At 35.3% G+C, this 26,649-nt stretch carries 22 protein-coding genes; 11 read left to right on the forward strand and 11 right to left on the reverse strand.

Annotated elements, in window-relative coordinates; translation table 11 throughout:
* Positions 1–203: 203 nt before the first annotated feature.
* Positions 204–1,436, reverse strand: a complete 1,233-nt coding sequence (locus FG383_RS13955; RefSeq protein ID WP_142608006.1) for a mechanosensitive ion channel family protein — start codon at positions 1,434–1,436, stop codon at positions 204–206.
* 155 nt (positions 1,437–1,591) lie between these two features.
* Between FG383_RS13955 and FG383_RS13960 the strand changes: the two genes are divergently transcribed.
* The 3 genes from FG383_RS13960 to FG383_RS13970 all read left to right on the forward strand — a co-directional run bounded on the left by FG383_RS13960 (position 1,592) and on the right by FG383_RS13970 (position 7,200).
* Positions 1,592–4,753 carry a DEAD/DEAH box helicase gene (locus tag FG383_RS13960; RefSeq protein ID WP_142608007.1) on the forward strand — a complete coding sequence of 1,054 codons (3,162 nt, stop codon included), beginning with the start codon at positions 1,592–1,594 and terminating at the stop codon, positions 4,751–4,753.
* 632 nt (positions 4,754–5,385) lie between these two features.
* Positions 5,386–6,564, forward strand: coding sequence for a ParM/StbA family protein (locus FG383_RS13965; RefSeq protein ID WP_142608008.1), 1,179 nt, complete (start codon positions 5,386–5,388; stop codon positions 6,562–6,564).
* A gap of 15 nt (positions 6,565–6,579) precedes the next feature.
* On the forward strand, positions 6,580–7,200 hold the full coding sequence (locus FG383_RS13970; RefSeq protein ID WP_142608009.1) for a hypothetical protein: 621 nt from the start codon (positions 6,580–6,582) through the stop codon (positions 7,198–7,200).
* A gap of 234 nt (positions 7,201–7,434) precedes the next feature.
* On the opposite strand, the gene FG383_RS13975 is transcribed toward FG383_RS13970, so the two are convergent.
* The 6 genes from FG383_RS13975 to FG383_RS14000 form a co-directional block, all read right to left on the reverse strand.
* Positions 7,435–8,559: an alpha-hydroxy-acid oxidizing protein gene (locus tag FG383_RS13975; protein ID WP_142608010.1), complete on the reverse strand. Its 1,125-nt coding sequence runs from the start codon at positions 8,557–8,559 to the stop codon at positions 7,435–7,437.
* A gap of 53 nt (positions 8,560–8,612) precedes the next feature.
* On the reverse strand, positions 8,613–9,323 hold the full coding sequence (locus FG383_RS13980; protein WP_142608011.1) for an ABC transporter ATP-binding protein: 711 nt from the start codon (positions 9,321–9,323) through the stop codon (positions 8,613–8,615).
* Positions 9,316–10,089: an ABC transporter ATP-binding protein gene (locus FG383_RS13985; protein ID WP_142608012.1), complete on the reverse strand. Its 774-nt coding sequence runs from the start codon at positions 10,087–10,089 to the stop codon at positions 9,316–9,318. Before FG383_RS13985 ends, FG383_RS13980 begins: the two co-directional genes overlap by 8 nt.
* Entirely contained in the window at positions 10,061–11,041 is a 981-nt protein-coding gene (locus FG383_RS13990) for a branched-chain amino acid ABC transporter permease (RefSeq protein ID WP_142608013.1), read from the reverse strand. Before FG383_RS13990 ends, FG383_RS13985 begins: the two co-directional genes overlap by 29 nt.
* Before the next feature lie 7 nt (positions 11,042–11,048).
* Complete coding sequence (locus FG383_RS13995; RefSeq protein ID WP_142608014.1) at positions 11,049–11,933, reverse strand: branched-chain amino acid ABC transporter permease; 885 nt, start codon at positions 11,931–11,933, stop codon at positions 11,049–11,051.
* Positions 11,934–12,012: 79 nt separating this feature from the next.
* Positions 12,013–13,167: an ABC transporter substrate-binding protein gene (locus FG383_RS14000; protein ID WP_142608015.1), complete on the reverse strand. Its 1,155-nt coding sequence runs from the start codon at positions 13,165–13,167 to the stop codon at positions 12,013–12,015.
* Between the two features lie 266 nt (positions 13,168–13,433).
* Here FG383_RS14000 and FG383_RS14005 point away from each other — a divergent pair, with 266 nt between their 5' ends.
* The 3 genes from FG383_RS14005 (at position 13,434) to FG383_RS14010 (ending at position 16,930) form a co-directional block, all read left to right on the forward strand.
* Positions 13,434–14,306 (forward strand): hypothetical protein, encoded by an 873-nt coding sequence (locus tag FG383_RS14005; RefSeq protein ID WP_142608016.1) that lies wholly within the window; start codon positions 13,434–13,436, stop codon positions 14,304–14,306.
* A 406-nt stretch (positions 14,307–14,712) separates the two neighbouring features.
* Positions 14,713–14,853 (forward strand): hypothetical protein, encoded by a 141-nt coding sequence (locus tag FG383_RS20980; RefSeq protein ID WP_185907953.1) that lies wholly within the window; start codon positions 14,713–14,715, stop codon positions 14,851–14,853.
* A 913-nt stretch (positions 14,854–15,766) separates the two neighbouring features.
* The gene (locus FG383_RS14010; RefSeq protein ID WP_142608017.1) at positions 15,767–16,930 is read left to right on the forward strand and encodes a hypothetical protein; all 1,164 of its coding nucleotides are present in this window, start codon (positions 15,767–15,769) and stop codon (positions 16,928–16,930) included.
* 80 nt (positions 16,931–17,010) lie between these two features.
* Here the strand turns inward: FG383_RS14010 and FG383_RS14015 are convergent, their stop codons facing one another.
* The 3 genes from FG383_RS14015 to FG383_RS14025 are packed head-to-tail and all read right to left on the reverse strand — an operon-like array spanning position 17,011 to position 19,703.
* Positions 17,011–18,516 (reverse strand): DNA cytosine methyltransferase, encoded by a 1,506-nt coding sequence (locus tag FG383_RS14015; protein WP_142608018.1) that lies wholly within the window; start codon positions 18,514–18,516, stop codon positions 17,011–17,013.
* A complete protein-coding gene (locus FG383_RS14020; protein ID WP_142608019.1) occupies positions 18,509–19,492 on the reverse strand; it encodes a DNA cytosine methyltransferase in 984 nt (327 codons plus the stop codon). Before FG383_RS14020 ends, FG383_RS14015 begins: the two co-directional genes overlap by 8 nt.
* Positions 19,493–19,505: 13 nt before the next feature.
* Positions 19,506–19,703 carry a hypothetical protein gene (locus FG383_RS14025; RefSeq protein WP_221887528.1) on the reverse strand — a complete coding sequence of 66 codons (198 nt, stop codon included), beginning with the start codon at positions 19,701–19,703 and terminating at the stop codon, positions 19,506–19,508.
* 159 nt (positions 19,704–19,862) lie between these two features.
* On the opposite strand from FG383_RS14025, the gene FG383_RS14030 reads away from it, so the two are divergent.
* From FG383_RS14030 to FG383_RS14045, 4 genes are all read left to right on the forward strand, one after another.
* Entirely contained in the window at positions 19,863–21,485 is a 1,623-nt protein-coding gene (locus FG383_RS14030) for an McrB family protein (RefSeq protein ID WP_221887529.1), read from the forward strand.
* A 10-nt stretch (positions 21,486–21,495) separates the two neighbouring features.
* Complete coding sequence (locus FG383_RS14035) at positions 21,496–22,758, forward strand: LlaJI family restriction endonuclease (RefSeq protein ID WP_142608021.1); 1,263 nt, start codon at positions 21,496–21,498, stop codon at positions 22,756–22,758.
* A 768-nt stretch (positions 22,759–23,526) separates the two neighbouring features.
* A complete protein-coding gene (locus tag FG383_RS14040; RefSeq protein ID WP_142608022.1) occupies positions 23,527–23,775 on the forward strand; it encodes a hypothetical protein in 249 nt (82 codons plus the stop codon).
* Positions 23,776–23,970: 195 nt separating this feature from the next.
* On the forward strand, positions 23,971–24,159 hold the full coding sequence (locus tag FG383_RS14045) for a hypothetical protein (RefSeq protein ID WP_185907954.1): 189 nt from the start codon (positions 23,971–23,973) through the stop codon (positions 24,157–24,159).
* A gap of 601 nt (positions 24,160–24,760) precedes the next feature.
* Here the strand turns inward: FG383_RS14045 and FG383_RS14050 are convergent.
* Positions 24,761–25,300 (reverse strand): flavodoxin family protein, encoded by a 540-nt coding sequence (locus tag FG383_RS14050; RefSeq protein WP_142608024.1) that lies wholly within the window; start codon positions 25,298–25,300, stop codon positions 24,761–24,763.
* Between the two features lie 133 nt (positions 25,301–25,433).
* Between FG383_RS14050 and FG383_RS14055 the strand changes: the two genes are divergently transcribed.
* Positions 25,434–26,351 (forward strand): LysR family transcriptional regulator, encoded by a 918-nt coding sequence (locus FG383_RS14055; RefSeq protein WP_142608025.1) that lies wholly within the window; start codon positions 25,434–25,436, stop codon positions 26,349–26,351.
* Positions 26,352–26,649 lie beyond the last annotated feature (298 nt).

The following is a 26,649-nucleotide window of genomic DNA, read 5'->3' on the forward strand; positions in this document are numbered from 1 at the left end:
AATTGCTCCGGTAATCCAAATGGACTCATCATTTTTCGTCCCTCCTTTTTGTTTGCTCGTAATCTATTAACAATATAGTCAATCTATCTAACTTTTATACTTGAATTTATAAATTTTTTTTTAGAAAGCTTTTAATCTCTTGAAATAGAGTCTATTAATTTAAAAGACGAGCTAGTACTGAGTTTTTCAGTACTAGCTCGTCTTCATTTATCTATGATTTTTTTAAAGTCATTCCCAGTTGGATTCTGAAATAATTGAATGCCAAACTCCGGTGCTATGGCGAAAAGATGGTCAAAGATATCGGCTTGAACCGTTTCGTACACTGCCCATTGCACACTATTTGTAAATGCATATATTTCTAATGGTAACCCGTGTTCGCTAGGCGCTAACTGTCGAACCATTAAGGTCATTTCTTGATTGATGCCAGGGTGATTTTGAAGATAATTGCTAATATACGCTCTGAATACACCGATATTCGTAAGAGCCCTTCCATTCACTGGATTGCTTTTGTTAATTTTTTTCTTGGAATTGTACTTTGCAATTTCACGTTCCCTAGAGATGATATACTCCGTAAGATAATGGATATTTTTAAAGTTACTAATCATATCCTCGGTACAAAATGAAATACTATTTGTATCGATAAATAGTGAGCGCTTGATCCGTCGTCCTCCTGAAGTTTGCATCCCTCGCCAATTGATAAAAGAATCGGATATTAGGGCATAACTTGGAATCATCGTAATCGTTTTATCGAAGTTTTGCACCTTTACTGTATTTAGGGAAATATCAATAATGTCTCCGTTTGCCCCATACTTGGGCATTTCAATCCAGTCACCAACCTTAACCATATCATTGTTCGACAACTGAATGCCTGCAACAAGTCCTAATAACGAATCTTTAAAAACCAACATGAAGACGGCGGAGAGAGCACCAATTCCACTTAGAAGAATAAGTGGACTTTTTTCGATTAGATTGGCGATCATCATGATGACTCCAAGCGTTATAACAATAATTTTAACTACTTCAATATATCCTTTAACAGGCTTGACCTTTGATATTTCATAGGTTTGATATACATCATTTATTGCATTTAGAGAGCTATTGATAATTATTACTCCCATAATAATTAAATAGGTCATTGCACCCTTTTCGATCAAATGTTGAACGGAAAGAAAAGTTGGTGCAAAGTAGTAAATAATAATCGGGGGAACTATATGTGATAGTTTATGAAAGACCTTCCTTTCCAAAAGCATATTATCCCATTGGAATTTAGAGTTATTTACCATTTTAGTGATTATCCTGATTACTACTTTTTTCGTGATAAAGTTCGCTACAATACATAAAATTATGATGAAAAGAAGCATGATAACAATGGAAAGATACCCAGCAAAGGTAGGATCCATATCGTATTTTAAAAGTTGTTTACTAATGAAACGCATCTATTTCACTCCATTGAATGACATCCATACAATTATATCAGAATAAATTGCCCTTCACCCTGTTCCATAATTCAAGGCAAAACATGCTAAGATATTAACAAACATAACTAATACATAAAAGAGATAACTAACAGTAATCGAGAAAGGAATACAACATGAACTTTTCGATGAATGAAACAAAAATCAAAAAACTATGCGGAATTACTGCATATAAAAAGGGGAAGGCCTATTTTCAGGCAGATAAAGTAAACCTCCACTCATTTCCAAAAGGCAGCTCGGTAGTCGAAGCAAGTGTGAAGGCGGGGGATGATTTTGATATCCTGGTAAAAGCAGCTCCAGGTGGGAAAATAGTAGCCACTTGTACATGCCCGCAAGTAAGTTTTGTACAGACATACTGTCAGCATATTGCGGCCGTCTTGTTCGCCATAGAAGAGGAGCAACAAGTAGAAGATCACTTGGCAGTCAAAATGCTAGATTTATTTGAAAATAGAGCTTCCACTCCTACAGGTAAGCAACTGCACTTTGACAAAAGACAGACGTTTCATGTGGAGTTTACATGCCGCCCTGTCTATCAAAGTGAAGGGGAGTATGCATTCGGAATACAGTTAAGTATTGGTCCTCAGATACTCCATCCAGTCACCCATATAGCAAAATTTTTGAGTGCAATGGAAAGTAGAGAACCATTTGAATATGCTCGTGGCTTGATATATACACCGGAACGCTTCAGTTTTCCAAGAGAAACGGATGAAGTACTTCAATTTTTAATGAAAAGTCAGCGGGTAAAAAGTAAAGCTGCCTTGCAAGATGGATTATTACTTATTTCGGCATCCGATTGGGAGCAACTCCTTCCTTTATTGAAAAAAGCACCAGGAGTATGGTTCATGCAAGGTGGAGAGATTTATGATGGAATCCGTATAGGAGAGAAGCTTTCTTTACGTTTTGAATTTGTGGAAGGAAATGCAACCGACTACCAATTGAATGTAAAAGGGCTTGACCGAGTAACTGTTTTCAAGGCATACGGCTATGTTCTAACAGACGGAGAACTGTATAAACTCCACGAAGATGAATGCAACCAGTTGGCGGATTTAAAAACAATGCTAGATCAATCCGGAAAACACCAACTAGTTATATCTAATAATCAAATAGATCATTTTATGGAGAAAGTTATACCGGGTTTGATGAAACTTGGGCATGTAAATATTGCGGACTCGATTTCCAAACGACTAGGGGAAACACCACTTCGTATCAAGATGTTCCTAGACCGAGTGAAACACCGTTTACTAGTGGGTTTGGAGTTCCATTATGGACATTTAGTCATCAATCCGTGCGAAGAAACCGAAGAAACATTTTCGCATTATCCGGGAATAAGACGTCAGCGCAACAAAGAACTTCAAATAATCCATTTACTTGAAGAAAACTCCTTTACGCAAACGGATGGCGGTTTCTTTTTATATGACGAGGAATCAGAATATCATTTTCTGTATCACGTACTAGGAAACATGGAAAAATGGGTACAAATTTATGCTTCTACAGCAGTTAAAATGCGTGTACAAAGAGGGTATATTGGTCCGAGGATAAGAGTGGAAGTTAAAGAGCGAACAGATTGGCTAGCGTTTAAATTTGATCTAAAAGAAATTTCGGAAAAGGAAATCCAGCGACTGATGGCATCCATTGAAGAAAAGAGGAAATTCTACCGCATTCCGGGTGGCAACTTAGTTTCACTTGAGACACCAGAATACCAAGCGTTAGCTAACTTTATCATAGATATGGGAATTACGGCGGATACGATGGATGATGAAATTCGAGTTCCATTAATAAAAGGAATGCAAATGATCAACCCATTGGATCAAAACGACTTAGTAGAGCCTGGTGAAAAATTTGCAAAGCTAATGAAAAGCTTGCATGATCCGGAAAACTTAGCGTTGGATGGTCCAATACCTTTAGAAGAGGTACTTAGAGACTATCAAAAAGTAGGATTCAGGTGGTTCCAACTACTAGCAAAGTACAAGTTCGGTGGTATCCTTGCTGATGACATGGGTCTTGGTAAAACACTTCAAAGCATTGCCTTCATTGAATCAGTACTGCCAGATGTACGTGCACGAAATCTACCGGTGCTAATCGTATGCCCTGCTTCACTCCTATATAATTGGAGGAATGAGCTAGAAAAATTCACACCACATATTCAAGCACAGGTGATTGATGGCAATAAAATAAAAAGAAGTGAATTGTGGAAACAGACTTCTCATGCGGATGTAATAATTACCTCGTATCCAGCGCTTCGAATGGATACAGAGCTATATCGAAATCGACTTTTTCATACGTTGTTTGTAGATGAAGCACAAGCGTTTAAAAACCCAGTAACCAAAACAGCAAAAGCGGTGAAAATGATTCAAGCAGAGCATCGGTTTGCACTCACAGGGACTCCAATCGAGAATGCATTAGACGAGCTCTGGTCCATATTCCATGTTGTGTTTCCTAAGCTTTTGCCTGGGAGAAGAGCATTTAGCGAATTAAGACGTGAACATATAGCAAAACGAGTACGTCCATTTATATTACGCCGGATGAAACAGGATGTACTAAAGGAATTACCAAACAAAACGGAAACGATGCTGTATTCCGAATTACAGATGGAGCAAAAAACGTTATATGCAGCTTATTTGGCTGAACTTAAACAAGATGCATTGAAGCATTTGAAAAAAGGTGAACTCCAAAGAAACCGTATAAGAATATTGGCGGGACTAACAAGACTTCGCCAGCTATGTTGTCATCCAGCTCTTTTCGTAGAAGGTTATAAGGGAAGCTCTGCTAAATTTGAACAATTGATGGAGCTCTTAGAGGAATGTCGAATAACGGGTAGACGAGTGCTCATCTTTTCACAGTTTACACAGATGCTAGGCATTATTAGAGGACAACTTATACGAGAGGGTACCCCTTATTTCTACTTAGATGGACAAACATCATCTGAGGAACGAGTAGAATTATGTGATCGTTTTAATAATGGAGAAGGGGATCTATTTCTAATTTCGCTAAAAGCAGGGGGGACTGGATTGAATCTCACTGGAGCAGATACAGTTATTCTTTATGACCTGTGGTGGAATCCAGCAGTAGAGCAACAAGCTGCGGACCGAGCTCATCGAATGGGGCAAGAAAACGAAGTGCATGTCATTCGGTTAATAGCAAAGGGCACCATCGAAGAAAAAATTACGCAACTACAATACAAAAAGAAAAGCCTGATTGATGAAGTCATTCACTCAGGGCAAGATAATCTATCTACTATGACAGAAGAGGATATTAAAGAGATATTGATGATTGAATAGAAATTTTTTATAAAAGTATAGTCCAAGTTAAGCGTACATCGCTTATCTTGGATTTTTTATATTTAAACAATGTATTTTTGTGTGGATTTGGAAGTATTCTCAATGTACCTGTTCCATTTCATCTTTAAAATGAGCCTTTCTATGGCCTTTAAAATTAAAACTCCATACCAAAAGGTTATAATCTACTCCAAAGCCTTTAAACGCCTTTTAAATGCGAAATATGAGTGGGAAGTAATTATACCTCAGTGGTTGTTCTGTGGATTTCTTTAATTATTAATAATGTAACTTCTGATTCTATGGATAAATGGTTCCTGAAGTGAGAGTGGAGTGGGGGACTAATTTTCTAACTAAAAATCTTTTTTGTTAATTAAAACAAAAGTATTCAAAATGTAAACAAGTATACGAAAAGAAAACATTAAGTATACAAAAATGTAAACTTGTATACAAACAAGTGTGCATCCTGTTATATAGGGATGTATACAATATAGTGTACACGTATACGTAATTAAGTTAATTGTACACAACAATAGACTGAATGTTTACAATTCGAATACATCTTTTGTTGGATTGACGGAGCTATGCCTGTACGATAACCTTTAAATGGTAGAACCTATAAATGAAGGGATGATTTGATGAACAGTTCAAGAGTTTGTGCAATCGATGTAGGAAATGACTCAGTTAAAGCTTTATTTGGAAAATTAGATTATGAACTAAACATTCCCAATGTAATTGCAGTGTCAACAGAAGACAGACCGGTTATAGGTATTGAGGAATTGAATGATAAGGATCCAATAGAAGGAATTCATATTAAAGTCCACTCCCCTGCCCTAAAAGAAAACAATGTAATTTATCGTGTTGGTAGCTTAGCAACAAAAAGTGATAATGCAACTGAATTAGACCCTGGTAGCAACAAATCAGAGGAAGATCAAACATTAGTTATGTTATTTGCTACTTTAGCTTTAGATGCAGTTAGAGAAGAGAATTCAGCAGTTTTTAAAAAGAACAATAATGTAATTGATGCAAACTATACGCTAGGTACTGGTCTACCACTTCGTGAAGTAAAAGAAGGAAAAGACGTAGGCTATCGTTCGCAGTTGCTAGGATCTGTTCACCAAGTTGAATTTTTAGTAACACCTAAATACCAAGGGTTAAAAGTAAATATTAAGTTTGAAGAAGTTAAAATATATCCAGAAGGATTTGCAGCATATATTAACCTAGTAATGGATAATAATTTAAACATTATTAATAGAGAATTAGTAGACAAAAGTATCCTAATTCAAGATATTGGTGGCCTATCAACTGATGTGGCGGTCATTAAGAATCGTAATGTGGACGACGATAAAGCACAGGGATTCAATCTAGGTGTTTCGGAAGCACTAGAATCTATTCGGGAAGAAATTAGATTAAAACATGGTGTGGAATTAGATAGCCGTAGAGATGTTGTAGATATTATCACTAGAAAAAATGATCGAAATCATATTATGGTGAATGGGAGCCGTACAAGCGTTCACGATATTACGGATCGAATTCTTTTAGACTTAGCGAAGAAAGAATATCGTCATTTACGTAATGTTTGGCAAAAAAATTCACAAACAGAGATCTGCTATTTTGTAGGCGGCGGGTCAATCGTATTAAAAGATTATATTAAAACACTAAATAACAACTTAAATGGTTATAATATCGAATTCTTTGAAGATGAAAAAGAGAGCATTTGGATGATGGCTAATGCTTATCATAAATTAATCTCTGATTTTGTAAGAAAGAATACTAAAGAGACAAAAAAAGTGGAAGAAACGGTACAAAAAGTATAAAAATAGGGTGATTTAATGGAAAAGTCGGGGAAATCAAGTATTCAAAGGGGACAAGCTATTACATTTCGTCTCCCTTCGGATACTCCTGATCACATTATAAAGCAAATGCAAAAGTTAAAAGAAACAGAGAAAAGAAACTTTTCTAGCAAAATAGCAGAGTTCGTGATGGATGGTGTGAGTAACTCCTTATCGAAGGATAGAGAAACAATAACTATTCCGATGCCAAAACAGCTAACTAAGGAACAACGTAACTGGCTTAAACACGCACATTCAGAAGCAATGCTAGGAAATATTGTCTATCATTTGTTGTCAGATCCTGTTAGGGCAATGTCTATTCTCGCCTCTCTTAACAGCAATGCTTTAGATATTGAACAAGCCCTGTATTTACAAGCCGAGCCAACGGAAAATGTAAAAGATGAATTAAATATAAGTATTAACACTAATATTTCGACAGAACCCGAAGAGAATCAACAAGAAATTTTTGCTGACGAACTAGAAGATGATTTGATGAATTTTGACTGGGAGCAAGTAAAACATGAGCATGCTTCCGCAGAAGAAGATTCAGAGGAGAATGTCGAAAACGAAGAAAGCTTAGATGATTTACTTGGAGATTTTCTTTCGAGGATGAATAAGTGATAAGAGGAAAAAAGAAAATAAATGATGAAACCCCTGGAATGATTGACATTTATTCCAGGGGTTTCTTTGGTTATATTATGGGAGATTTGGGGAGGGGAAGTGTAAATAGTTAAGCGGATGAAAAAAGAGGATTTTTCCTTAAAGTGCCCCTGTGTTAGAAACATTCACGTTAATTCAAAATAAGCACCCAAAACGGGTGCTTATTTTGTCGTATAACTATTTGTAGCGTAAGTTTTACTTCTTTCTACGAATTAAAGACTTATTAACTTGGCTCATGGATGTGCAGCCTGTTAATGCCAAGGAGGTGTCAATATCATTTATAAAGTTCTTTAGAACTTGTCGAACACCTTGCTCCCCTGCAATAGCTAATCCATAGACAAAGGGTCTGCCTAGTAAAACCGCTGAAGCACCAAGAGCACGTGCTTTAATAACGTCTGATCCTCTTCTAATTCCACTGTCTAACAAAATCGGCATTCTACCCTGAATTACATCAGCAATAGGAGGTAAGGCTTCTAATGAAGAGATACAACCATCAAGTTGTCTACCGCCATGATTGGAAACAATTAGTCCATCCACCCCGTAATCCATTGCCTTAGATGCATCCTCTTCGTGAAGAATACCCTTTAATAAGATTGGTAGAGAGGTATGCTTTTTAATCGTACGTAAATCTTCCCATGTTAACGAAGGATTAAATAATACATCACCTATTTTTTCTATAACTCCCTTGTCATCAGAAGAAGGGCGAGTTTTGAATCTCTCGAGGAAAACAGGATCATTTATATAGTTAGCTGATCCCTTCCCTAGTTTAAGAGGAGAGTATCCATTATTTAAGTCTCGTTCCCGGTTGCCGATTAAAGATGTATCAACCGTAATAACAATAGCTGAGTAACCTGCTTTTTCTGCCCGTTTAACCATGCTTATTGCTAACTCCTCATCCTTAGACCAATATAATTGAAACCAGCGAGGGGTATCTCCAAGATGAGTAGCAATTTCCTCAAGTGAATGAGATGTAAAAGTACTAGCGATAAACGGCACCCCATAGTGGGCAGCAGCTCGTGCTGAAGCTAGCTCTCCTTCTGGATGGAAGATGCTTTGTACACCAACAGGAGCTAATGCAAAAGAATTAGGAAATGTAGTATCTAATATTTTGGAGGAAGTATCCCGAATGCTGACGTCATTTAAATATTTAGGGACGATTTGCCAACTTTCAAAAGCATCTATATTAGCTTTTAACGTAATCTCATTACCAGACCCACTATGAACATATGTAAAAGGGCCATTTTCTATAGACTCAGCGGCCATTTTTTCTAATAGTGAAACAGAATGAGGTAATTCTAGGTTAGAAATAGAATTTGTCATTGGTATCTTCCTTTCTTGCCTCTTTGGATGTGTAAAAAGAATTTTTTGTCACATTAACTTGATCTTTTGCCAAGATAAGCTTCTACGATTCTTGAATCTTCTAATAAACTCTTAGCCTCACCATTGATAATTACTTTCCCGGTTTCCATCACGTAACCATAATCGGCGACTTTTAGAGCTTGTTTTGCATTTTGTTCTACCAGAAGGACTGTCGTTCCATTCTCTTTTATTTCTCGAATCATTTTAAAGATATCAGCAACAATTAATGGAGCTAATCCCATAGAAGGTTCATCTAGTAATAATAATTTCGGCTTGGAAAGTAAAGCTCTAGCTATAGCGAGCATTTGTTGTTGTCCGCCTGAAAGTGTACCTCCAAGTTGTTCTTTTCGTTCTTTTAAAATAGGAAATTGGGACATTACTTCTTCAATATCTCTTTTTATCTCTTTATCATTTCGATGGTAGGCACCCATTTCTAGATTCTCCATAACGGTCATACTGGATAATATTGCTCTACCTTCAGGTACAAGAGCAATTCCTTTTCTTAGAAGCTGATCGGGTCTAAGTCCAGTAATATTTTCGCCTAAAAATTCAACTGTTCCATGCTTTGGTTTCAATAATCCAGCGATAGTTTTCATCGACGTCGTTTTTCCTGCGCCGTTTGCACCAAGAAGAGTTACGACCTGACCTTGTTTCACTTCAAGGCTTACGTGTTTAAGAGCCTGGATTTTCCCGTAAAAAGTTTCAATGCCCGTTACTTTAAGCAATCTCATCGTCCTCCTCTGCACCGAGGTATGCCTCAATAACTTCTTGGTTGCTCTGGATTTCTGCTGGTGTTCCTTCTGCAAGTTTCTTCCCAAAATTCAAAACCGTAATTCTATCACACAGTTTCATAACAAAGGGCATATCGTGTTCGATTAATAGCACGGTGACGCCTCTTTTTTGTACTTTTTTTATTAAGTCAAATAGGCTTTCTGTTTCGGTTTCATTCATTCCAGCTGCCGGCTCATCTAACAGTAATAGTTTTGGGTTACTAGCTAAAGCTCTAGCAATTTCAAGTCTTCTTTGTTGTCCGTATGCTAGATTTTCGGCGATAGTGTCTTGAAACATAGATAAGCCTACTAGTTCTAATAGTTCCGATGCAGCTTCAAGCGAATTAGTCTCTTCTTTACGTTGCGCTTTAGTTCTCAACACACTGTTTATTACACCTGATTTACTCCGGCAATGGCTGCCAACTAAAACATTTTCTAGTACCGACATTTGCGAAAAAAGACGGATATTCTGGAATGTACGACAAATTCCTTTATCGGTAATTTTATGTGGTTTAAGGCCAGATATTTTGTCACCAAGAAACTTGATCTCTCCAGAAGTAGGGGGGAACATGTTCGTAATCACATTAAATAAGGTCGTTTTTCCAGCACCATTAGGTCCGATTAAACCGAATATTTCCCCCTCATTAATCTGGAAGGATACATCCGTTAAAGCGGAGATCCCGCCAAAGTTCTTAGTTATATTTTTTAGTTCTAATACCAAGGCTGCCCCCCCTTTTTAACTTTAATTTCTTTTTGAACCAATTTAGTAAAGACACATCTATAATTCCTTGAGGACGGAATGCCATCATGGCAATAAGGACTACACCATAAATCATATAACGATAATCACTTATAAATCGTAAAGCCTCAGGTAAAATGGTCATAAACGTTGCTCCGAAGATCGCTCCCCAGATCAACTCACTACCACCGAATATAGAGAAGATAAGGATGTCTACTGCGCGGTGATAGGCAAAGTCAGCAGGGCTGATATAGGCCATTACATGGGCATACAAGGCACCAGCAAAGCCAGCCAAAATGGCTCCTTGCGTAAAGGACAGAACTTTATAATAGGTAATATTTATCCCCATGGACTCTGCAGCTTTTTCATCCATTTTAATAGCTGCAAAAGCTCTTCCAACACGTGATTTATTTTGTCTAATAAAGAACCATATGAGTAAAATGTTCACTAATAATAAGGTCAACACGACTAGTAAATAAATAAATTGATTGTTCTTTAACCCAAGCATGTCAGGGTCGAATCCTGTGAGACTAAAGGTCTTAAATAGTTCTCTTCCCATATGTGGAATACCAGATAGACCTATGGAGCCTTGTGTAATAGATTCCCAATTAACAAAGATTACTCGAATAACTTCACCAAAACCTAAAGTAGCAATGGCCAAATAGACTCCAGATAGTCTAAGCGCAGGAATCCCAATCAGAATCCCAAAAACACCTGCCACAACTGCACCCAAGATGATGCCTAAGAAAATTGGAAGATCAAAGTTTATAGTTAATAAGGCCGAAGTATAAGCCCCGATACCCATAAAACCAGCATTTCCCAAAGATAGTTGACCTGAGGAAAGAGTAATGTAAATGCTTATTCCTAGAATTATATTAATAAGAATAAAAGAGACTATTTGTAAATGATATGGATTTAAAATAACACCTAACATCCCATCATCACCTTCCTGCCTCAGCCGTATTCTTACCAAAAATACCCTGAGGTCGTAAGAGAAGAATGAATATGATTGTTATAAAGGCAATCGCATCACGATATCCAGAGTCACCGTACGCAACAATCATCGTTTCAGTAAGACCAAGAAGTAATCCACCTGCCATTGCTCCTTTGACATTCCCCATTCCACCTAAAATAATAATTGCTAAACCCTTTAGTCCCATTGATAATCCCATTTGTGGGTTAACGGAGTTAAATGCCATTCCTACTAAAATACCAGCTATCCCACCAAGGGCAGAAGCAAGAATTACTGTTGTTGTGATCGTTCGTTTCGTATTCACACCAAGCAGACTTGCCGTTTCTAAATTTTCTGCTGTAGCACGAAGAGCTTTCCCAGCTTTCGTTTTGGAAAGCCAATAGGAGAGTACAACCATTAATGTAATGGATATAGCAAATATTAAAATTTGTACAAGATAAATGGTTATAGAACCAACTTGAAATTGAATCTGTGCAAAAGAGTGGCGGAAGGGATGGTTACCTGCCCCAAATATATGATGGGAGAGATTCTCCAATAAAATTGAAACTCCGATCGTACTTATTAAAGGAGCAAGATGTGAAACACCCTGTTTACCGCGAAGAGGGCGTAATGCAATACGCTCAAGCATATAACCTAGAATAGCTGTGACTCCAATTGCAGCAAGAAACGCAATCCAAAGTGGCAAACCAAACACACTTGTTATTAGTACGCCTATAAAAGCCCCAATCATAAAAATCTCGCCATGTGCCATATTAATAATGCCAAGTACACCAAATACAAGAGTGAAACCTAGGGCAACAATGGCATAAATGCTTCCAAGTGTTATTCCATTGATTATTTGTTCTAATAGCAAGAAATTTCACCCTTTCAAATTAGGTAAGGGCAAGTTACCCTTACCTGTATTTGTACAAAATAGCTAAGTACCATCCTATTTACTCAAATTGTTGGAATGCCCCGTCCTTGATAATTAGTACTGTTGGTTCCATGATGACATCGCCATCTTCATCAAATGAAAACTTACCAAGTATACCGTCTAAATCCTTGATCTCAGCAAGCGCATCACGAAGTGCGTCTCTATCAGCTTCTCCAGCGTTCTTCAAGCCCTCAGCCATAATATAAAGTGCATCATAGGCTTGTGCAGCAAATTGATCTGGTTTATGACCATATGCACTTTCATACTTTTTAACGAACTCTTGCACTTTTGGATCATCCTTTTCACCAAACCAAGGCGTTGCAACTATTAAGCCATCTGATGCTTCTCCAGCTATTTCGATAACTTGTGGAGAGTTAAATCCATTTCCTCCTACAAAAGGTAAATCAATTCCCATTTTTCTTGCTTGATCCATAATAACCGCACCTTCATTGTAAAGAGCTGAAGCTAAGATCAAATCTGGTTGAAGATCCTTGATTTTTGTTAGTTGTGCATTATAATCCGATTGCCCTTTTTGGAAAGTTTCAATTGTTACAATTTCTAGGCCCATTTTTTCTGCCTCAGCCTTCATCGTGTCAAATCCAGACTGTGTAAACAAATCGTCATTTCCGTATAAAATTGCAACCTTTTTTACCCCATATTTATTCACTGCTTTTTCTAAAGCTGCTGGTATTGCTAGAGATTCAGGTATCGAATTTCTAAAAACATACTCACCAATCTGTGGAATACCTGCAGCAGTTGTAGAAGTTCCCATGATAGGAATTCCGTTTATGTCTGCTTCCGGTCCAACAACATTCATTTCAGTACTTAAAGTTGGTCCAAGTAAGGCTACAATATCATCTGAACTCATCAGTTTTTGAGCAACAGTCATTGCTTGGTCTTGTTTTCCAGCAGAATCTTCAATAACAAGCTCTATCTTCACATCGCCTTTTTCATTAATCTCATCTAGGGCTAAGTTAAATCCATTTGTGATCGCTTCCCCGTATGCTGCCCCAGGGCCGGTCATATAGGATATAACCCCTATTTTTGCTGAAACAGGACCTCCAGAATTTTCACTTGCATTGCTCGTATTCGTATTATCCTCACCACATGCAGCTAACATAACTACCATTAGAACTGAGATTAATAGATATACTTTTTTAAGACTATTTCTCATCTCTCTACCCCCTAAAAATAATTTGACTTACAATTCTATTAAATCCAATATATTCTATAAAGTAAAGTAATTATTTAGAATTGTTTAAATTTTATGAACGAAAATTAGATTAAAAGTCTCCTATTTCAAAGAAGACCATCATTTGTTTCCGACACGGGGACGCGATTTTTATGGCGAGAGGAATTACCAGTTAAATGTCGAACCATTAATTTATAGTAGGCTAGTAAATTGTCTTTAATCTAATTTTGATCCAAGGGGTGGGGAAATTGGTTAAAATATTTGATTCAATTTATGTAAATAATGGTCAAAAAATTGTTCTCGAATTAAAAGACATTACACCAAAAGGATATACAGAGAATTATAGAAGGAAATTATTTTGCTCTACAGAGGGGTGCAATGCGAGGTTATCGTTTGTAGCAAAGTCTGGGAATAGAGGTTATCTAAGAACTTGGAGGTATAGCTTACATTCCAAGCATTGCCTGCATTTTTTTGATAAAGAAGAAGGGGAAATCGTCGGTAAGAGGCCAAATGTACAAATTGGTGTGGTTTATGGTGACCAAATGAATAGATCGCAAAAAGAAGCATTTGAATTGGAAGTGTTGAGTGAAGAGGAAAGAGTAAAACGATTAGAAGATAAAAGTAGAGAAAGAAATAATAGAAATAAACGATTAAGGAGAAGAAGTACATCAGAACAACTCACTATTCATATGATTCTGGATCCTAGTAAGTTAACGGAGGACTCTCCAAAATTAAAAACGAGGTTGTACAAAAGAGATGTAGACACATTAAAGAAAAATGATTTGGGTCAAGCTAGAACGTTGATAGGTAGGATACAGAGTGTAGATTATTCAGATCAAAATGCAATTGTAAGGATCTTTAAAAGCAATACGTATATGAATGTGAAATTTGAAAAAGCTTTTTTTGCTTCAGCTCCAACATACAGTAATTTGTTTCCATATATTCAGCGTTTTTCCGAAGAGAGTGATTCTGTCATTTTCTGTGCCACTGGTGAAGTTAGAAAAAACATGGATAATGATGAATTTGAATTAATCGTAATTAATAAAGAAGGATTATTAATTCACGGAATGACCTTGCCCTCATTAGTAGCTTCTTATGAGACACAACAACTTTCATTTTAAGATACCTTGATCATTAACACGAATAATACTAAAGAACTCTTCAAGAGAAATCGATAAAGGGATTGGAGTATCTGTAAGAGTAATAGCTCGTGTAGATACTCCTTATCCAAGGATAGAGAAACAATAACCATTCCGATGCCAAAGCAGTTAAGTAAGGACCAGAGTAACTGGCTAAAACATGCACATTCAGAAGTTGCGTTGGTAAATATTGTATTTATTTGTTGTCAAATCCTGTTCGTGCAATGTTCATTCTTGCCTCTCTTAAATGCAATGCCTAGATATTGACCAAGCCCTGTATTTATAAACCGAGCCAACAGAAAAGGTAGAAGATGAATTAAACACAAATATTTCGACAGAACCAGAAGAAAAACAAGAAATTCTTGCTGACGAATTAGAAGATGATTTGATGAACTTTGACTGGGAGCAAGTAAAACATGAGCAGACGTCCGCAGAAGAAGATTCAGAGGAGAATGTTGAAACCCTTGGAATGAGTGCAGGCACTTGTACCGGGGGTTCTTTGGTTATAAATGAAATCACGAAAATGTAAACTTATCGAGACAGATGTACCACTTATTAATAATAAAGTGCTATCTCGCGAAGAAAGTCACGTTTCGCACATATGTTGGGATAAATTGTATAGCTACTTTAATAGTCCACGCCTTTTACATCTCTTAGCGTATGGACCATTTTACGATTCTTCAATACATATATACTATCATCGTTCATATAGTCTACTGTCTCATTGCAGCTAAAACATAAAGAATCCCCATAAGAAACAAGCTTACCACACATTTCACATGGTTCAGTCTCATCATTCTCGACAATTTGCTCATGATATGAGTCAAGTTCCGTTTGTGACAAGGAATAGGAAAAATTAATCCTGATGTTTTCAATGGAAAATACATTTAAACGGGGGCTATACATATGCATGAGAAACCAACTTGAATATTCACTTTTTTTGTTTTTTTCTGATACAGGGTCATGTTGTCTGGATCATAGTCTATGTCTTCAGATGCCGATATTTTTCCAGTTTGATCCACAAGAATATGCTGCAATAAATATCTCATAGGATCTTCTATATTAATTTCCAGAGAAACATTGCTTTTCCTACAAATTTTAGACCAAAATAGTGTAGTCAATAACCTAAAGATTGTTGTTTCTATTTCAAAAGGGATACTAAATTGTTTGGAATTATTGTAGCTGTGTTAGAAACATTCACGTTTATTCAAGCGAACATGAATGTTTAAGCTTTCTTTTTATTTTTAACACAAGGTCATAAATCAGTTGTGATCCCAAAGGCACAGGCATTTAAAAGTTCAAATTTTATCTTGGATAAAATTCTAGTAACTACGTTAGAATAAATGATATGAATAGGTAATTGTGTATGGATAAAAAGAAATAAGTGAAATGTATATAATAGATGTGTATGGTAGTATTGTAATATACGAGGAGGGATTTATATGCCAATCACTGAAGATTTAGTGCTAGCATGTAGAAATTATTTATTGTCAATTGGTTCTGACCAAGCATATGTAGATGAAGTTTTAAACATTGAAAATTTTAATCGAGGATTAAAAATTAACTTATCAAACTCTAATGTGATAATAGAAAATAAGCCACTTGGTAATACAGGTAAGCAAACTCATATTCATGTTACAGGTGAATCAATGGAGTTTTTTTATGAAAGTTCATTCCTTGAAAGGGTAAGAGGGAATACAGATGACGAAAATATTAACGTTGAACTTATTAGTTCAAATTTAGAACATCTTAATGGAATATCTGAATTTAGAAGAAGTGGAGAGAGTATACCAAGTTACGAAGTAACAGGTGAAACACTAGTTTATACTTCTAACACCTTAAAGAAAATAGGCCATGGAGGTACACAAGTACAATTATCCAAAAAAAGACAAGATGGAGAAGCGTTTACGAGACTTAGAAGTGTGCTGTTTCCTAATGATATTCTAGTTTTTTTGGAATACAGTGAAGCAGAAAGAGGCTATTTGGCAATAGGATTGCCAGAGTTTCATTCGGTAAGTATAGAATTATTAGATGAAGGTAGTACATTATTCACTAGCAATCAACAATCTGTTGCAAACCCAGAGTTTAGAATAAGGCTGAGCCAGGTAACGGCAGAAAACATAGCTACATTTAATCGCACAGAGATGGCTGAAGGAATAAATGGTCAAAATGAATTTGATCTATCGGGTGGTATCTTAACAAGGGGAGAAAGAACTGAAAGACATCAAGAAATGTTAAGGGTATTGGCATCATACTTAGAATCAAATGGATTTTCACTATTCGAAGGTAACATTGATTGTTTAGCTGTTAGAGAAAATATTGATACATTAATTTTTGAGGCTAAAACGCTAGATGGCACAGCGGCAGATGAAGCAAGACAAGTACGTTTAGCTTTAGGTCAGCTTATATATTACGATTTTTTTGGAACCCAACAATTTGCAAATACTTCTAAATTAAAAATTGCTTTTTTTGAATCTGAAATTGCTAGTTTTCACATAGATTTGTTTAAGGAAAATAATACTTTTGTCATTTGGTTAAATGGGCAAGGAGAGTTTTCAGGGAATAGTGAATCCTTGGAGTTTTTAAATGGATTGAGTAATCGTTAGCACTATTTTCAACAAAATAATACCAAAAGCCTTCATAGGAGTTTACTATACTCGTATGAAGGCTTTTAATGTTTAATAGGTTATTTAATGCTTAAAGGGAAAATCAATTGTTCATCTTCTTTTTGTACTTGAAGAAATTTGATGATTTCGCTAGCTATCCCCTTTGCCATTACTGGTGGAACTGAGTTACCAATTTGCATATATGTCTTTGTATAGGGCCCTTTGAAATAATAGTCATCTGGATATGATTGAATACGAGCAGCTTCTCGTGGTGTCAAACCTCTTGCTTGGGTTGGGTGAATATACATATTACAATCGAATTTCATATGTGCCGTAATTGTTTTACAAGGTTGATTATAAATTAATTTATAATACTTATCCTTGAAAATATCCATTCGGTTAGTGTAAGGCATAATATCTGCAATTTTAGGATCATCAGATTTATCGCCTTGATGAAGTCGTGAAAAGATTTCAATGTCACGTTCATTATTATATCGGGCTTTATGATTGTATATAAATTGAGGTGTCTGATTACAATTTATATTACTTAGATAAGATTTTTTGTGATAGTTGGTCATGGAAGTAATAAAATAACCATGTTCTTTTGATTCATGATTTGTTGCATTCTTAATGTTAAGGGCTTTAAGTGGTGGTAAATCAGAAATTGCATCCTTTAAGTCCGTTGTTTCTATTGAGCTATTCTTTTTATGGATTTTCTTAAAAATAGTCTCATTGTCTACGCCAATTTTATTACCTATAAAAATTATTCGTTTTCGTTGTTGGGGCACTCCGAATTCAATAGCATTCAATACTTCAAAGCTAACTTTATATCCAACACTTTCAAAGTCTTGTATGATTTGTTCAGCAATAATTTTCATTCCAATTACATTCTCCATTACGAAAAAGGTTGGACGAATAGTTGCAACTACGTTAACGAATTCTTTGTAGAGTCGGTTTCTTGGATCATCAATTATGCGTTGTTGATTAGCGTTACTGAAACCTTGACAAGGTGGTCCACCAATAACGATGTCAACGTGTTCAGACAAAGTGTAATCATTTACTGTACTTGCAATATCTTGAATATCACCTAATAAAACCCTTTTAGGATTGACCTCGGGATGATTATAAAGATAAGTTTCAATACAGCTTGGTTCAATATCATTCGCAAAAATAGTTCTAAACCCTGCTTGTGTAAATCCTAATGACATACCGCCTGAGCCGCAAAAAAGGTCGACTAGTGTAGGCTTGCTACTTTGGTTTTCAATGGTAACTAGTTTAGTTCTACAACTTGCACAAATTTTAGGGATTTTACAAAATTCATTTGTATGATCATTGGTTGATACTAATTTGAAAAACTCATCTATGTTTATCTGTGAATTTTTTTCGATGAATTTAGTGAATGCTTCCAGTGTATCTGAATTTTTAATGAATCCTAATTCTATTATTACGTTAATGACCTTACTTTTAGAAATGCTTGATGGTAATGAGCTAGTGAGAATTTGAAGATGTTTATAGGCATCTTCAACATATGCAATGAAACTTTTATGTTCAGTTCCATTTGTTAAATCTTCAAATGCTTTAAACATGTAACGCCTCCTTGAAATGTAATGCAGGGATTGCTTTTTTTAAACTTATTGCAATACATTCCGCTACATTTACTGTTACGGCATTCCCAAATTGTCTATAAGCTTGTGTGTCAGAGACTATAATTTCATAACTATCTGGGAATCCTTGAAGTCTAGCACATTCACGAGGAGTAAGGCGTCGTATATTTGTTTTGCCTGCCGCCTCTGCTTGTTTGCTAGGAACTGTTACATAGTTATCTTGATTAGCGCGATGCATTTTGGCCATTGTTGCAGTTAAAGGGCGGGCAATTGTTAAATCAATTTCCGATTTTGAATAATAGTTGCCAGATCCATGAGCTAAAATTGTAGGTAAAATTTTATGACTTAAATAATATTTAGAATCTACATTTTCCTCTAAAACACTTTGTAAATTAACTTGAGTAGTGTCAAGTATAGTAGGAGTTGGAAATGTATATGGATTTTCCATCTCAGCAGCTATATCATTGCGAATGCATACGATAAATAAGCGATTTCTAACTTGGGGAACACCAAATTCAACACTATTCAATAAATCGACTTGTACAGTGTAATTTAAACTTTCTAATGTATTAATAATTGTATTCAATGTTCTTCCTTTGTCATGAGTGCGTAAATTACGAACATTTTCTAAAACTACAACTTTAGGTAAATGTGTAGAAATAATTCGTGCAACATCGAAAAATAATGTTCCTCGCACATCATCTAAAAAGCCTTGTTTGCTTCCCATCATTGAGAATGGTTGGCAAGGGAATCCTCCAATCAAAACATCGTGTGTTGGGATATCTTTAGCGTCAATTTGAGATAAGTCCCCCTCAATGATATGATCCCCGATATTATGTGCATATGATTGAACTGCATATTTATCAAAGTCGTTGGCATAAATGATATTGAATCCAGCATTAATGAATCCTAGGTCCAATCCACCACAGCCACTAAAAAGTGAAACTGTTTTTGTCATAAGAAAACTCCTCTTAATCTTGCTTGTTATTTCTATCTATATAGTCAATAATCCATTCGCGAATTAAAATAGAGCAGTATTGGTTATTGCTATGAACAAGTGTCATAAATTGCTCTTTTAAATCGGGCTCTACTATAATTTCAATTTTAGATGTTTTAATTTTTCCAGAAGGTCGACCTCGTTTTCTATTTACCATTAAGTAATCCACCATCCACCATGAAAGTTTGATATATATTATTATACTATTTTAGACCCTGATTGAAAAGGAGATAGACATGAAAATGGAACGTTAGTTCTTTGGTAAGTATTAACGGTAGTTGTTTGTAAGCATTTTACAATTTATAATGTAAATACATTAGGAGGAAATTACGTGAACATAAAACAGTTGGTTGGTACATTAAATACAATTTTTAAAAGTGAAGATATAAATATAAAATTAAATCAATCAGATTATGATGGGGCATTATTGGAAAATATCCCACGTACAGAAATTCTAAGATGGGGGGAGAGGGAGCTTACAAATGCAGCAGTTGAAGTCGGTGGTATTTTACAACCTAGAAAAGCTTCTAGAGACGGTTGGGAAATGAATTCCAATTCCGCTACTCATTTTTTTATTGCTTCAGCTAGTAGAAAAATGTTTGTCCCTTTTTTAAACGAAGAAATTGCAGGAGAATACACGTTAACTTTTCCATTTAAAATGTATGAAGCAAATTTAGATTTGTTACTTGATTTCTTACCAGAGGGGTATTACTCACCAGAAAGAATTGAGTTTTTAAAAAAAAGTTTTACTGAAGGTATGACTAGAAATATGAATATGTCTGTTAAAACAACGGGCAATAGAATAATGTTCGCAAGTAAAGATTTTGTATCTCCAATAGAAGAAAAGCGTTTTTTTCTAGAAAATAGGTACATAACTTTTGCTGAAGACTATTTAGTTATTCTGAAGCATAAAGGAGAGATGTCTTATACTCTTTTGTTTATCCCTAAACCTGCTACAACAGATGAATTGGCAGTTTTTGATGGGATTTTTCTAGAAGAAATTAAAGGAACCGCTTTTCCAATACATGAAATTATGAAGAAAACGAACGGTCGTAATTTACTAGTATTTGGTGCGCCAGGTACCGGAAAAAGTCATTGGGTTAAACAAACGTTTGAAGAAAATACGGAATCTTATCGTGTTACTTTTCATGAGGAATATATGTATCAAGACTTTGTTGGAAGTCTTAAACCAAGTGTTGATGAGAAAGGATTGATTACGTATAAGTTTAAGCCTGGGCCATTTACGGAAATTTTAGCAAAAGCGTTTAAAAATCCTACTACATCATACACGTTGATAATTGAAGAACTCAACAGGGCAAATGCTGCATCTGTGTTTGGAGATTTATTTCAATTACTTGATCGTGATGAGCTTGGTGGCAGTGTTTATAGTATTGAAAATGAGGATATACTAAAATATTTGAGAGATGTAAACCAGCTTAGTGAAGTAAATAAAATTACTATTCCAGGAAATTTAAATATTATAGCTACTATGAACAGTGCAGATCAAGGGGTATTTGCTTTGGACACAGCATTTAAGCGCCGCTGGACATTTAAGTATTTACCAATCACATTTGAAAAATGGCATGAAGAATTATTAGTGCCTTATATTAAAGTGTCAGAACAGACTTATAAGCTAACAGTCAAACAATTTATTGAAATATTAAATGATTTCTTAGCACGCAATGAGTATTTAGAAATAAATGAAGATCGTTTAATTGGTCCTTACTTCGTCACAAAGAGTCAATGGGAATCATGGGTTGATGGAGAATACTTCCAAAAAATATTGAATTATCTATGGGATGATGTGGCTAGGATTGAACGATCTCAAGTGTTTCTAGAGGGCTATACTCAGTTTTCACAAGTATGTAATGACTTTAAAAGTTTAAAACAAGTATTCACAGATGATTTACACCATCTATTAATGACTGAAGCTCGTCAATATAGAGAAGAGTGAGTAAGGTAGCATGGAACCTATATTTTTCACAGAACATATAACAGTAAGAAACAATTTGAACTTAAAGAATAGTTATGAATATAGAGACTTTTTCGAAGTACGTAATGGTTTAATAACATTTAAAATGTGTGGTTTTACCGTAATTGATGATCATTTTATTACCGTATTACCTAAAGGTGTATTAGATAAAAGAGATGTACTATCCGATGAAGAAAAGGCCAAAATACTATTAAAAGTGTTAATGAAGTACGATAAAAATGCTGTAAAAAAGGATAACCTGCAATATGGCACAAATCGTGAAAATGAATCCCAAAACTTGTTTTCCTCTATTTTAGAAATAATTCGTGACTTCAAGCAACATGGCATTATTACTAAACACTTTCTAAAAAGAGAAACCAATGGGAGTGGTAAAATTAGGTGGGCTAAGACTTTTAAACTAACAACGCCATATGAGGTAAATGGAGAACTTATCTATTTAGATTTATCAACAGAGAAGAAACTTAAAAACTTATCTGAAGAGATCACAATGATTCACTGGCTTATTTTAAAAGAAATTGAATACTGTTTTGGATGGCTAGTTGACTTTAAAGTCCAATCACCAGCTCTGCAATTTAAGAAACTAAATACAATAAAAGCAAAAGCGATTCTAAAACGAGCTATGGGATTAACCTTTAATAAACATGAGTTTAGTCGCTATAAGCTACTGTATGATTATGTGTCCAAGGATTATTTAAAAAGGTCAAAAAATAATTCAGATAAAAAATTATTATATGCATTTAAATTTGATATGGTATGGGAAGAAATGTGTAAAAAAGTTTTTGCACATCAAGAAAAGTTGATGGAAGAAGTTCCGAAATATAGGTGGATGATTCGAGAAGAAAGAGAAGAGTACCGCTATCAAATACCAGATATTTTAATAGAGGACTTTGATCGAAATCTATTTATAGTGGATGCTAAATATTATTCGTTTAATATAGATGGTACCAACTCTTTGCCTGGAGGACCAGATATGGGGAAACAACTTCTATATTTACAGTCTCTGGAATCTGTAAAAAAGTTTAATAAACTTTATAATATTTTTGTTGTACCAGCGAGTATACAAAATGAAGTTATGACTCACTATGCTACCGGGTATTTAGATAACAAAGTTCTAAAAGAAAGATTCGATTGTATCTATACATTACAGCTGGATTGTATTACAGCGATGCAAGATTATTTGAAAGGAAAAAGTATATTAAAAGATGAATTACTTAATGTTGTGAAGAGTATCTAATAGATTAAAGGTAAAGGAGGCTAAATTCAAAGCCTTCTTTTATTTAGTTTGAATAATTAATGCATTGAATCTACAGTCTTTGTGAAATAAATCGTATATATGTTTTGCTGCTTGTGTCTAACTCAAAGTCTTATGATTAAGATATATTTTCTTTTATTTACTCTGCTTTCCCTAAAAATAAATTGGGATTGTATTCAAAGGTGGCATCAAGGTGAAAAGCAGTAAGTGATTATTGGTGTCTTTGTGGAGTTATTCATGCTCATTGAACTTAATAAGCGAGTAATTTTGTCGAGATAGGTTATTCAGAGAAACATTGCTTGTGCTGTTCAACTTATGATCCTGTGCTGAAAACATTCAACTTAATTCAAATAACTGTGAATACTTGAACTTTCGTGTTTGTTCTCTATCTATTCAACTTTGTAGGAACGTAACTTGAAAGCAAGTTTAATGAAAATGAATCGCTTACAAGCTTTATTTGTGCGAAGCGAAATAGAGGAGCTGTATCGAGAATGTTGTGTTGAGTTTCATGTTATATCATTATAGGTTGATCGTTTTCCATTTTACGAAGTACAATTTCGCTTTAGAAGACAATATATTGACAGTTGGGGAAGAGAAAATCAGTGCACAAGATATTTTCGAAAAACCATATCTAGTAGTAAAAGAGGGACAAAAATTATTGAGCTAATCCTTTTGGGGTTAGCTTTTATTCATAAAATTAATAATAGTAATCCAACTAATTAAGTATGATGCATTTAATATCTTAACTAATTGCAGTACGAAAGGGTTATTGAAATAAGTGGTAAATGTGGAATCGGAATCTTAACTTTTAAAATACTACTGGAAAAAATAGATGATCCAGATAGAGAAAAGAAGCTTCAAGATGAAAAATCTAAAATAATTATTGGAGAAGAGTTCTTAGATTGGAAAATGGTATTAATGTTACTAGAGCGTGACATACCACCGGCACCATTTGAAACGTGGACTAAGAGTAGATGGGCAGTGAAAATAAAGGACTAGCATACTTATGTAAATTGTGCTAATAATCTCCGAGTGGAATGGATCATAAATAATTGCTATAGTAAAATTCTCTCAACTATTAAAGAAGTGGTGGGAATGGACTGCTCTTTAGAGTTCCAAGTCTTAAAAAAGATTAAGAACGAAAAACAGGGAATCTTACCTGTTTTAAAAAAGCCTTCGAAAAGGGATATGAGAATGAGTAAAAAGAGAAAAAGCAAAAAGAAGGATAATATATTAACAGTGGAAGAGCTGTTTAGTGAATTTGCATTTATCGCAGGTTATACAGAAGGCGGAGCGCCTTATGGGATTTTGCATGGGTGCTGGTATGAATTGGATTATCTGGAAGAAGAGGGTGATATAAGAGATGAATCGCTCCCTTTTTGAATAATTCAGTGGTCAAAGCATTAATGTTCGCAGTAGCATTTGCAACATTGATTGTCGTAGTTCTGTCATTTAACCATAATAAATAACCCATCCTTGAGTAAAAGCTACCAAGATGTTTGTCGTACGATTAAAACAATGTGAAAAGCTGGTTATGAGAAGGAAGTAAAACAACTGATCACAGACTTATTACAAACCTATCCAAAACGTCGTGCTTTTGTGGATGAATTGCAGAAATTACAGTGATGACTGTAAAGAGGAGGAACAGCTAATGAAACACATCAACCAACAAGACAATGCCGAAGAGTTTTTTGAACTGCCAAACTCTAAGAGAGATAATGGCTGAGGACCAGATTGGCTAAACCTATGTGCTGGTCTCATTAATAAAGAAATGATCCTTTGTGTGAAGTCAGCATTCTTATTGACCACGAAGCCTATAATAGAATAAAAGAGCCGTTTCAAATTCTCCAAAATGAGATTTTGAAACGGTTTATTTTTTTGCCAGAATTATAAATAGAATGATCTATCATTCAGTCGGCTGTTCAAGAATGGGTTATTCCAAACTTTTTTTATCTTTGTATTACAAACAAACCAGCTTGAAGGGTTATTGTAATTTTTTTCGAAGTTGCTCGACTGCAAACAATGCTACCTTGTCTTGAATAATCTCACCAGGTTTGTTTCCTTCACCAATGATATATCCATCAAAATTTGTCCCTATAAAATCAAAAATATGTTGGAATTGTTGGATCATTGGTAAACCTTTCGTGTATGGATTATCTCCACCTACCGCAACCACATATGTTCTTTTTTGGGACATTTTATTTTTAAAATCTGGATAGTTGGAGTCTCTCAATGTCTGAGACCATCGATCAATAAAATTTTTCATTGTTCCGGTCATGCTATACCAATAAATAGGGGTGGAAAAAATAAGAATATCATGCTGAAGAATACGATCAATAATTGAGTTATAATCATCATTGATCTCCGAAAACCCTTCATTCGCATGACGTTTATCCACTATGGGTTCAATCAAATAATCCTTCAGATATATTTCTTCCACAGTTAATCCTTGAATGACCTTCTTCGTTAACGCCTCTGTATTACCGTTTGGACGGTTTCCTCCGTAAAGAACTGCAATGCTCATGATTAATCATCCCTCCACATTGTTGTCATTTAGTAACTCTATAATTTATATTCTATAATAAGATCCAAAATCAATAAAACGAATTATTTCGATTGAATCAATCGGAAAATACGATTTAGGGAAGGTGAATGAATTGGAGAACAAACAACTGATTACCTTTAAAGTAGCTGCAGAAACCCTGAACTTTACCCAAACAGCTAAAATGTTGAATTTTGCTCAATCGAGTGTAACGGCCCAAATGAAATCGCTTGAAGCTGAACTTGGAACACCGTTGTTTGAGCGCCTAGGGAAGCGTCTAATTTTGACAGAAGCCGGGCGAAAGTTTCAATTATACGCAGATAGAATGATTAAGTTGAATGAAGAGGCAAAGATGGCTGTAAGTGGAGATGAAGAACTTTCGGGAACCCTTACAATTGGAGCACAGGAAAGTCAGTGCACTTACCGGCTTCCACCAATACTCATGGAGTTTAAGAAACAATATCCTAGCGTCAAGGTCATCTTTAAACCAGCACATTCTGATGAAATGGCAAGAAAGGAGCTACAGGAGGGTTTGCTGGATATTGCGTTCATAATGGACACATCGAAGCCTGGGGATGCCTTACGAATAGAGTGTCTTACACAAGAAAAAATCAAAATGGTTGTTTCCCCAGATCATCCGTTACTTACAAAATCGGAAGTTAGTCCAAAAGATCTTGAACACGAAACATTTTTACTTACTGAATCAGGATGCTCCTATCGTACACTGTTGGAAGATTCTTTTCGCTCAGTAGAAGTTTATCCCAAAAATAAATTCGAATTCGGTAGCATAGAAGCCATCAAACAATGCGTGATTGCGGGATTGGGAATTGCAGTACTTCCGGAAATGGCAGTCGAAGCAGATATTAGATCGGGAAAAATGAAGGAATTGGCATGGATAAACACCTTATCACCTATTTTTACCCAGATTGCATGGCATAAAGATAAATGGATGACCCCACCGTTGCAAGCTTTTATAGAGTTAACCCATGAAACCTTTAAGACTAATAAGAATGATCTTAGTGATTTCATATAGATAAGATCGAATACTATGTAATCCCTGAACATTCCATCCATAAAAAAGTCCTAGTTAGAATTAAGTTGGGTACTTCGGCTTAAAAAGTGACCCTAAAAAGTGACCCTGTGTCGGAAACATTCATGTTAATTCAAACAATCGTGAATGTTTATACTTTCGTGATTGTTTCTAACACAGCGTTTAATGTTAAATAAGTCAAGCGTTAAATAAATAGATTTTTGGCCGCACAAAACCAATGCCTCAATATTAGATGGAAAAAAATTGAAACTACCAATCACAAAACCATATAAGGACATTT

The organism is Psychrobacillus soli, from assembly GCF_006861775.1.
Lineage (GTDB): Bacteria > Bacillota > Bacilli > Bacillales_A > Planococcaceae > Psychrobacillus > Psychrobacillus soli.

Excerpts from the sequence above, each read along its gene's own strand:
- FG383_RS14050 (WP_142608024.1), bottom strand. The coding sequence starts at position 25,300 with ATGAGCATTGCAGTTCTTTACGGAGGAAACCGTCCAAACGGTAATACA.
- FG383_RS13960 (WP_142608007.1), top strand. The coding sequence starts at position 1,592 with ATGAACTTTTCGATGAATGAAACAAAAATCAAAAAACTATGCGGAATT.
- FG383_RS13970 (WP_142608009.1), top strand. The coding sequence starts at position 6,580 with ATGGAAAAGTCGGGGAAATCAAGTATTCAAAGGGGACAAGCTATTACA.
- FG383_RS14020 (WP_142608019.1), bottom strand. The coding sequence starts at position 19,492 with ATGACAAAAACAGTTTCACTTTTTAGTGGCTGTGGTGGATTGGACCTA.
- FG383_RS14000 (WP_142608015.1), bottom strand. The coding sequence starts at position 13,167 with ATGAGAAATAGTCTTAAAAAAGTATATCTATTAATCTCAGTTCTAATG.
- FG383_RS14025 (WP_221887528.1), bottom strand. The coding sequence starts at position 19,703 with ATGGTGGATTACTTAATGGTAAATAGAAAACGAGGTCGACCTTCTGGA.
- FG383_RS13975 (WP_142608010.1), bottom strand. The coding sequence starts at position 8,559 with ATGACAAATTCTATTTCTAACCTAGAATTACCTCATTCTGTTTCACTA.
- FG383_RS14010 (WP_142608017.1), top strand. The coding sequence starts at position 15,767 with ATGCCAATCACTGAAGATTTAGTGCTAGCATGTAGAAATTATTTATTG.
- FG383_RS14015 (WP_142608018.1), bottom strand. The coding sequence starts at position 18,516 with ATGTTTAAAGCATTTGAAGATTTAACAAATGGAACTGAACATAAAAGT.
- FG383_RS13955 (WP_142608006.1), bottom strand. The coding sequence starts at position 1,436 with ATGCGTTTCATTAGTAAACAACTTTTAAAATACGATATGGATCCTACC.
- FG383_RS13965 (WP_142608008.1), top strand. The coding sequence starts at position 5,386 with ATGAACAGTTCAAGAGTTTGTGCAATCGATGTAGGAAATGACTCAGTT.
- FG383_RS14035 (WP_142608021.1), top strand. The coding sequence starts at position 21,496 with ATGGAACCTATATTTTTCACAGAACATATAACAGTAAGAAACAATTTG.
- FG383_RS14045 (WP_185907954.1), top strand. The coding sequence starts at position 23,971 with ATGAGTAAAAAGAGAAAAAGCAAAAAGAAGGATAATATATTAACAGTG.
- FG383_RS20980 (WP_185907953.1), top strand. The coding sequence starts at position 14,713 with ATGAACTTTGACTGGGAGCAAGTAAAACATGAGCAGACGTCCGCAGAA.
- FG383_RS13990 (WP_142608013.1), bottom strand. The coding sequence starts at position 11,041 with ATGTTAGGTGTTATTTTAAATCCATATCATTTACAAATAGTCTCTTTT.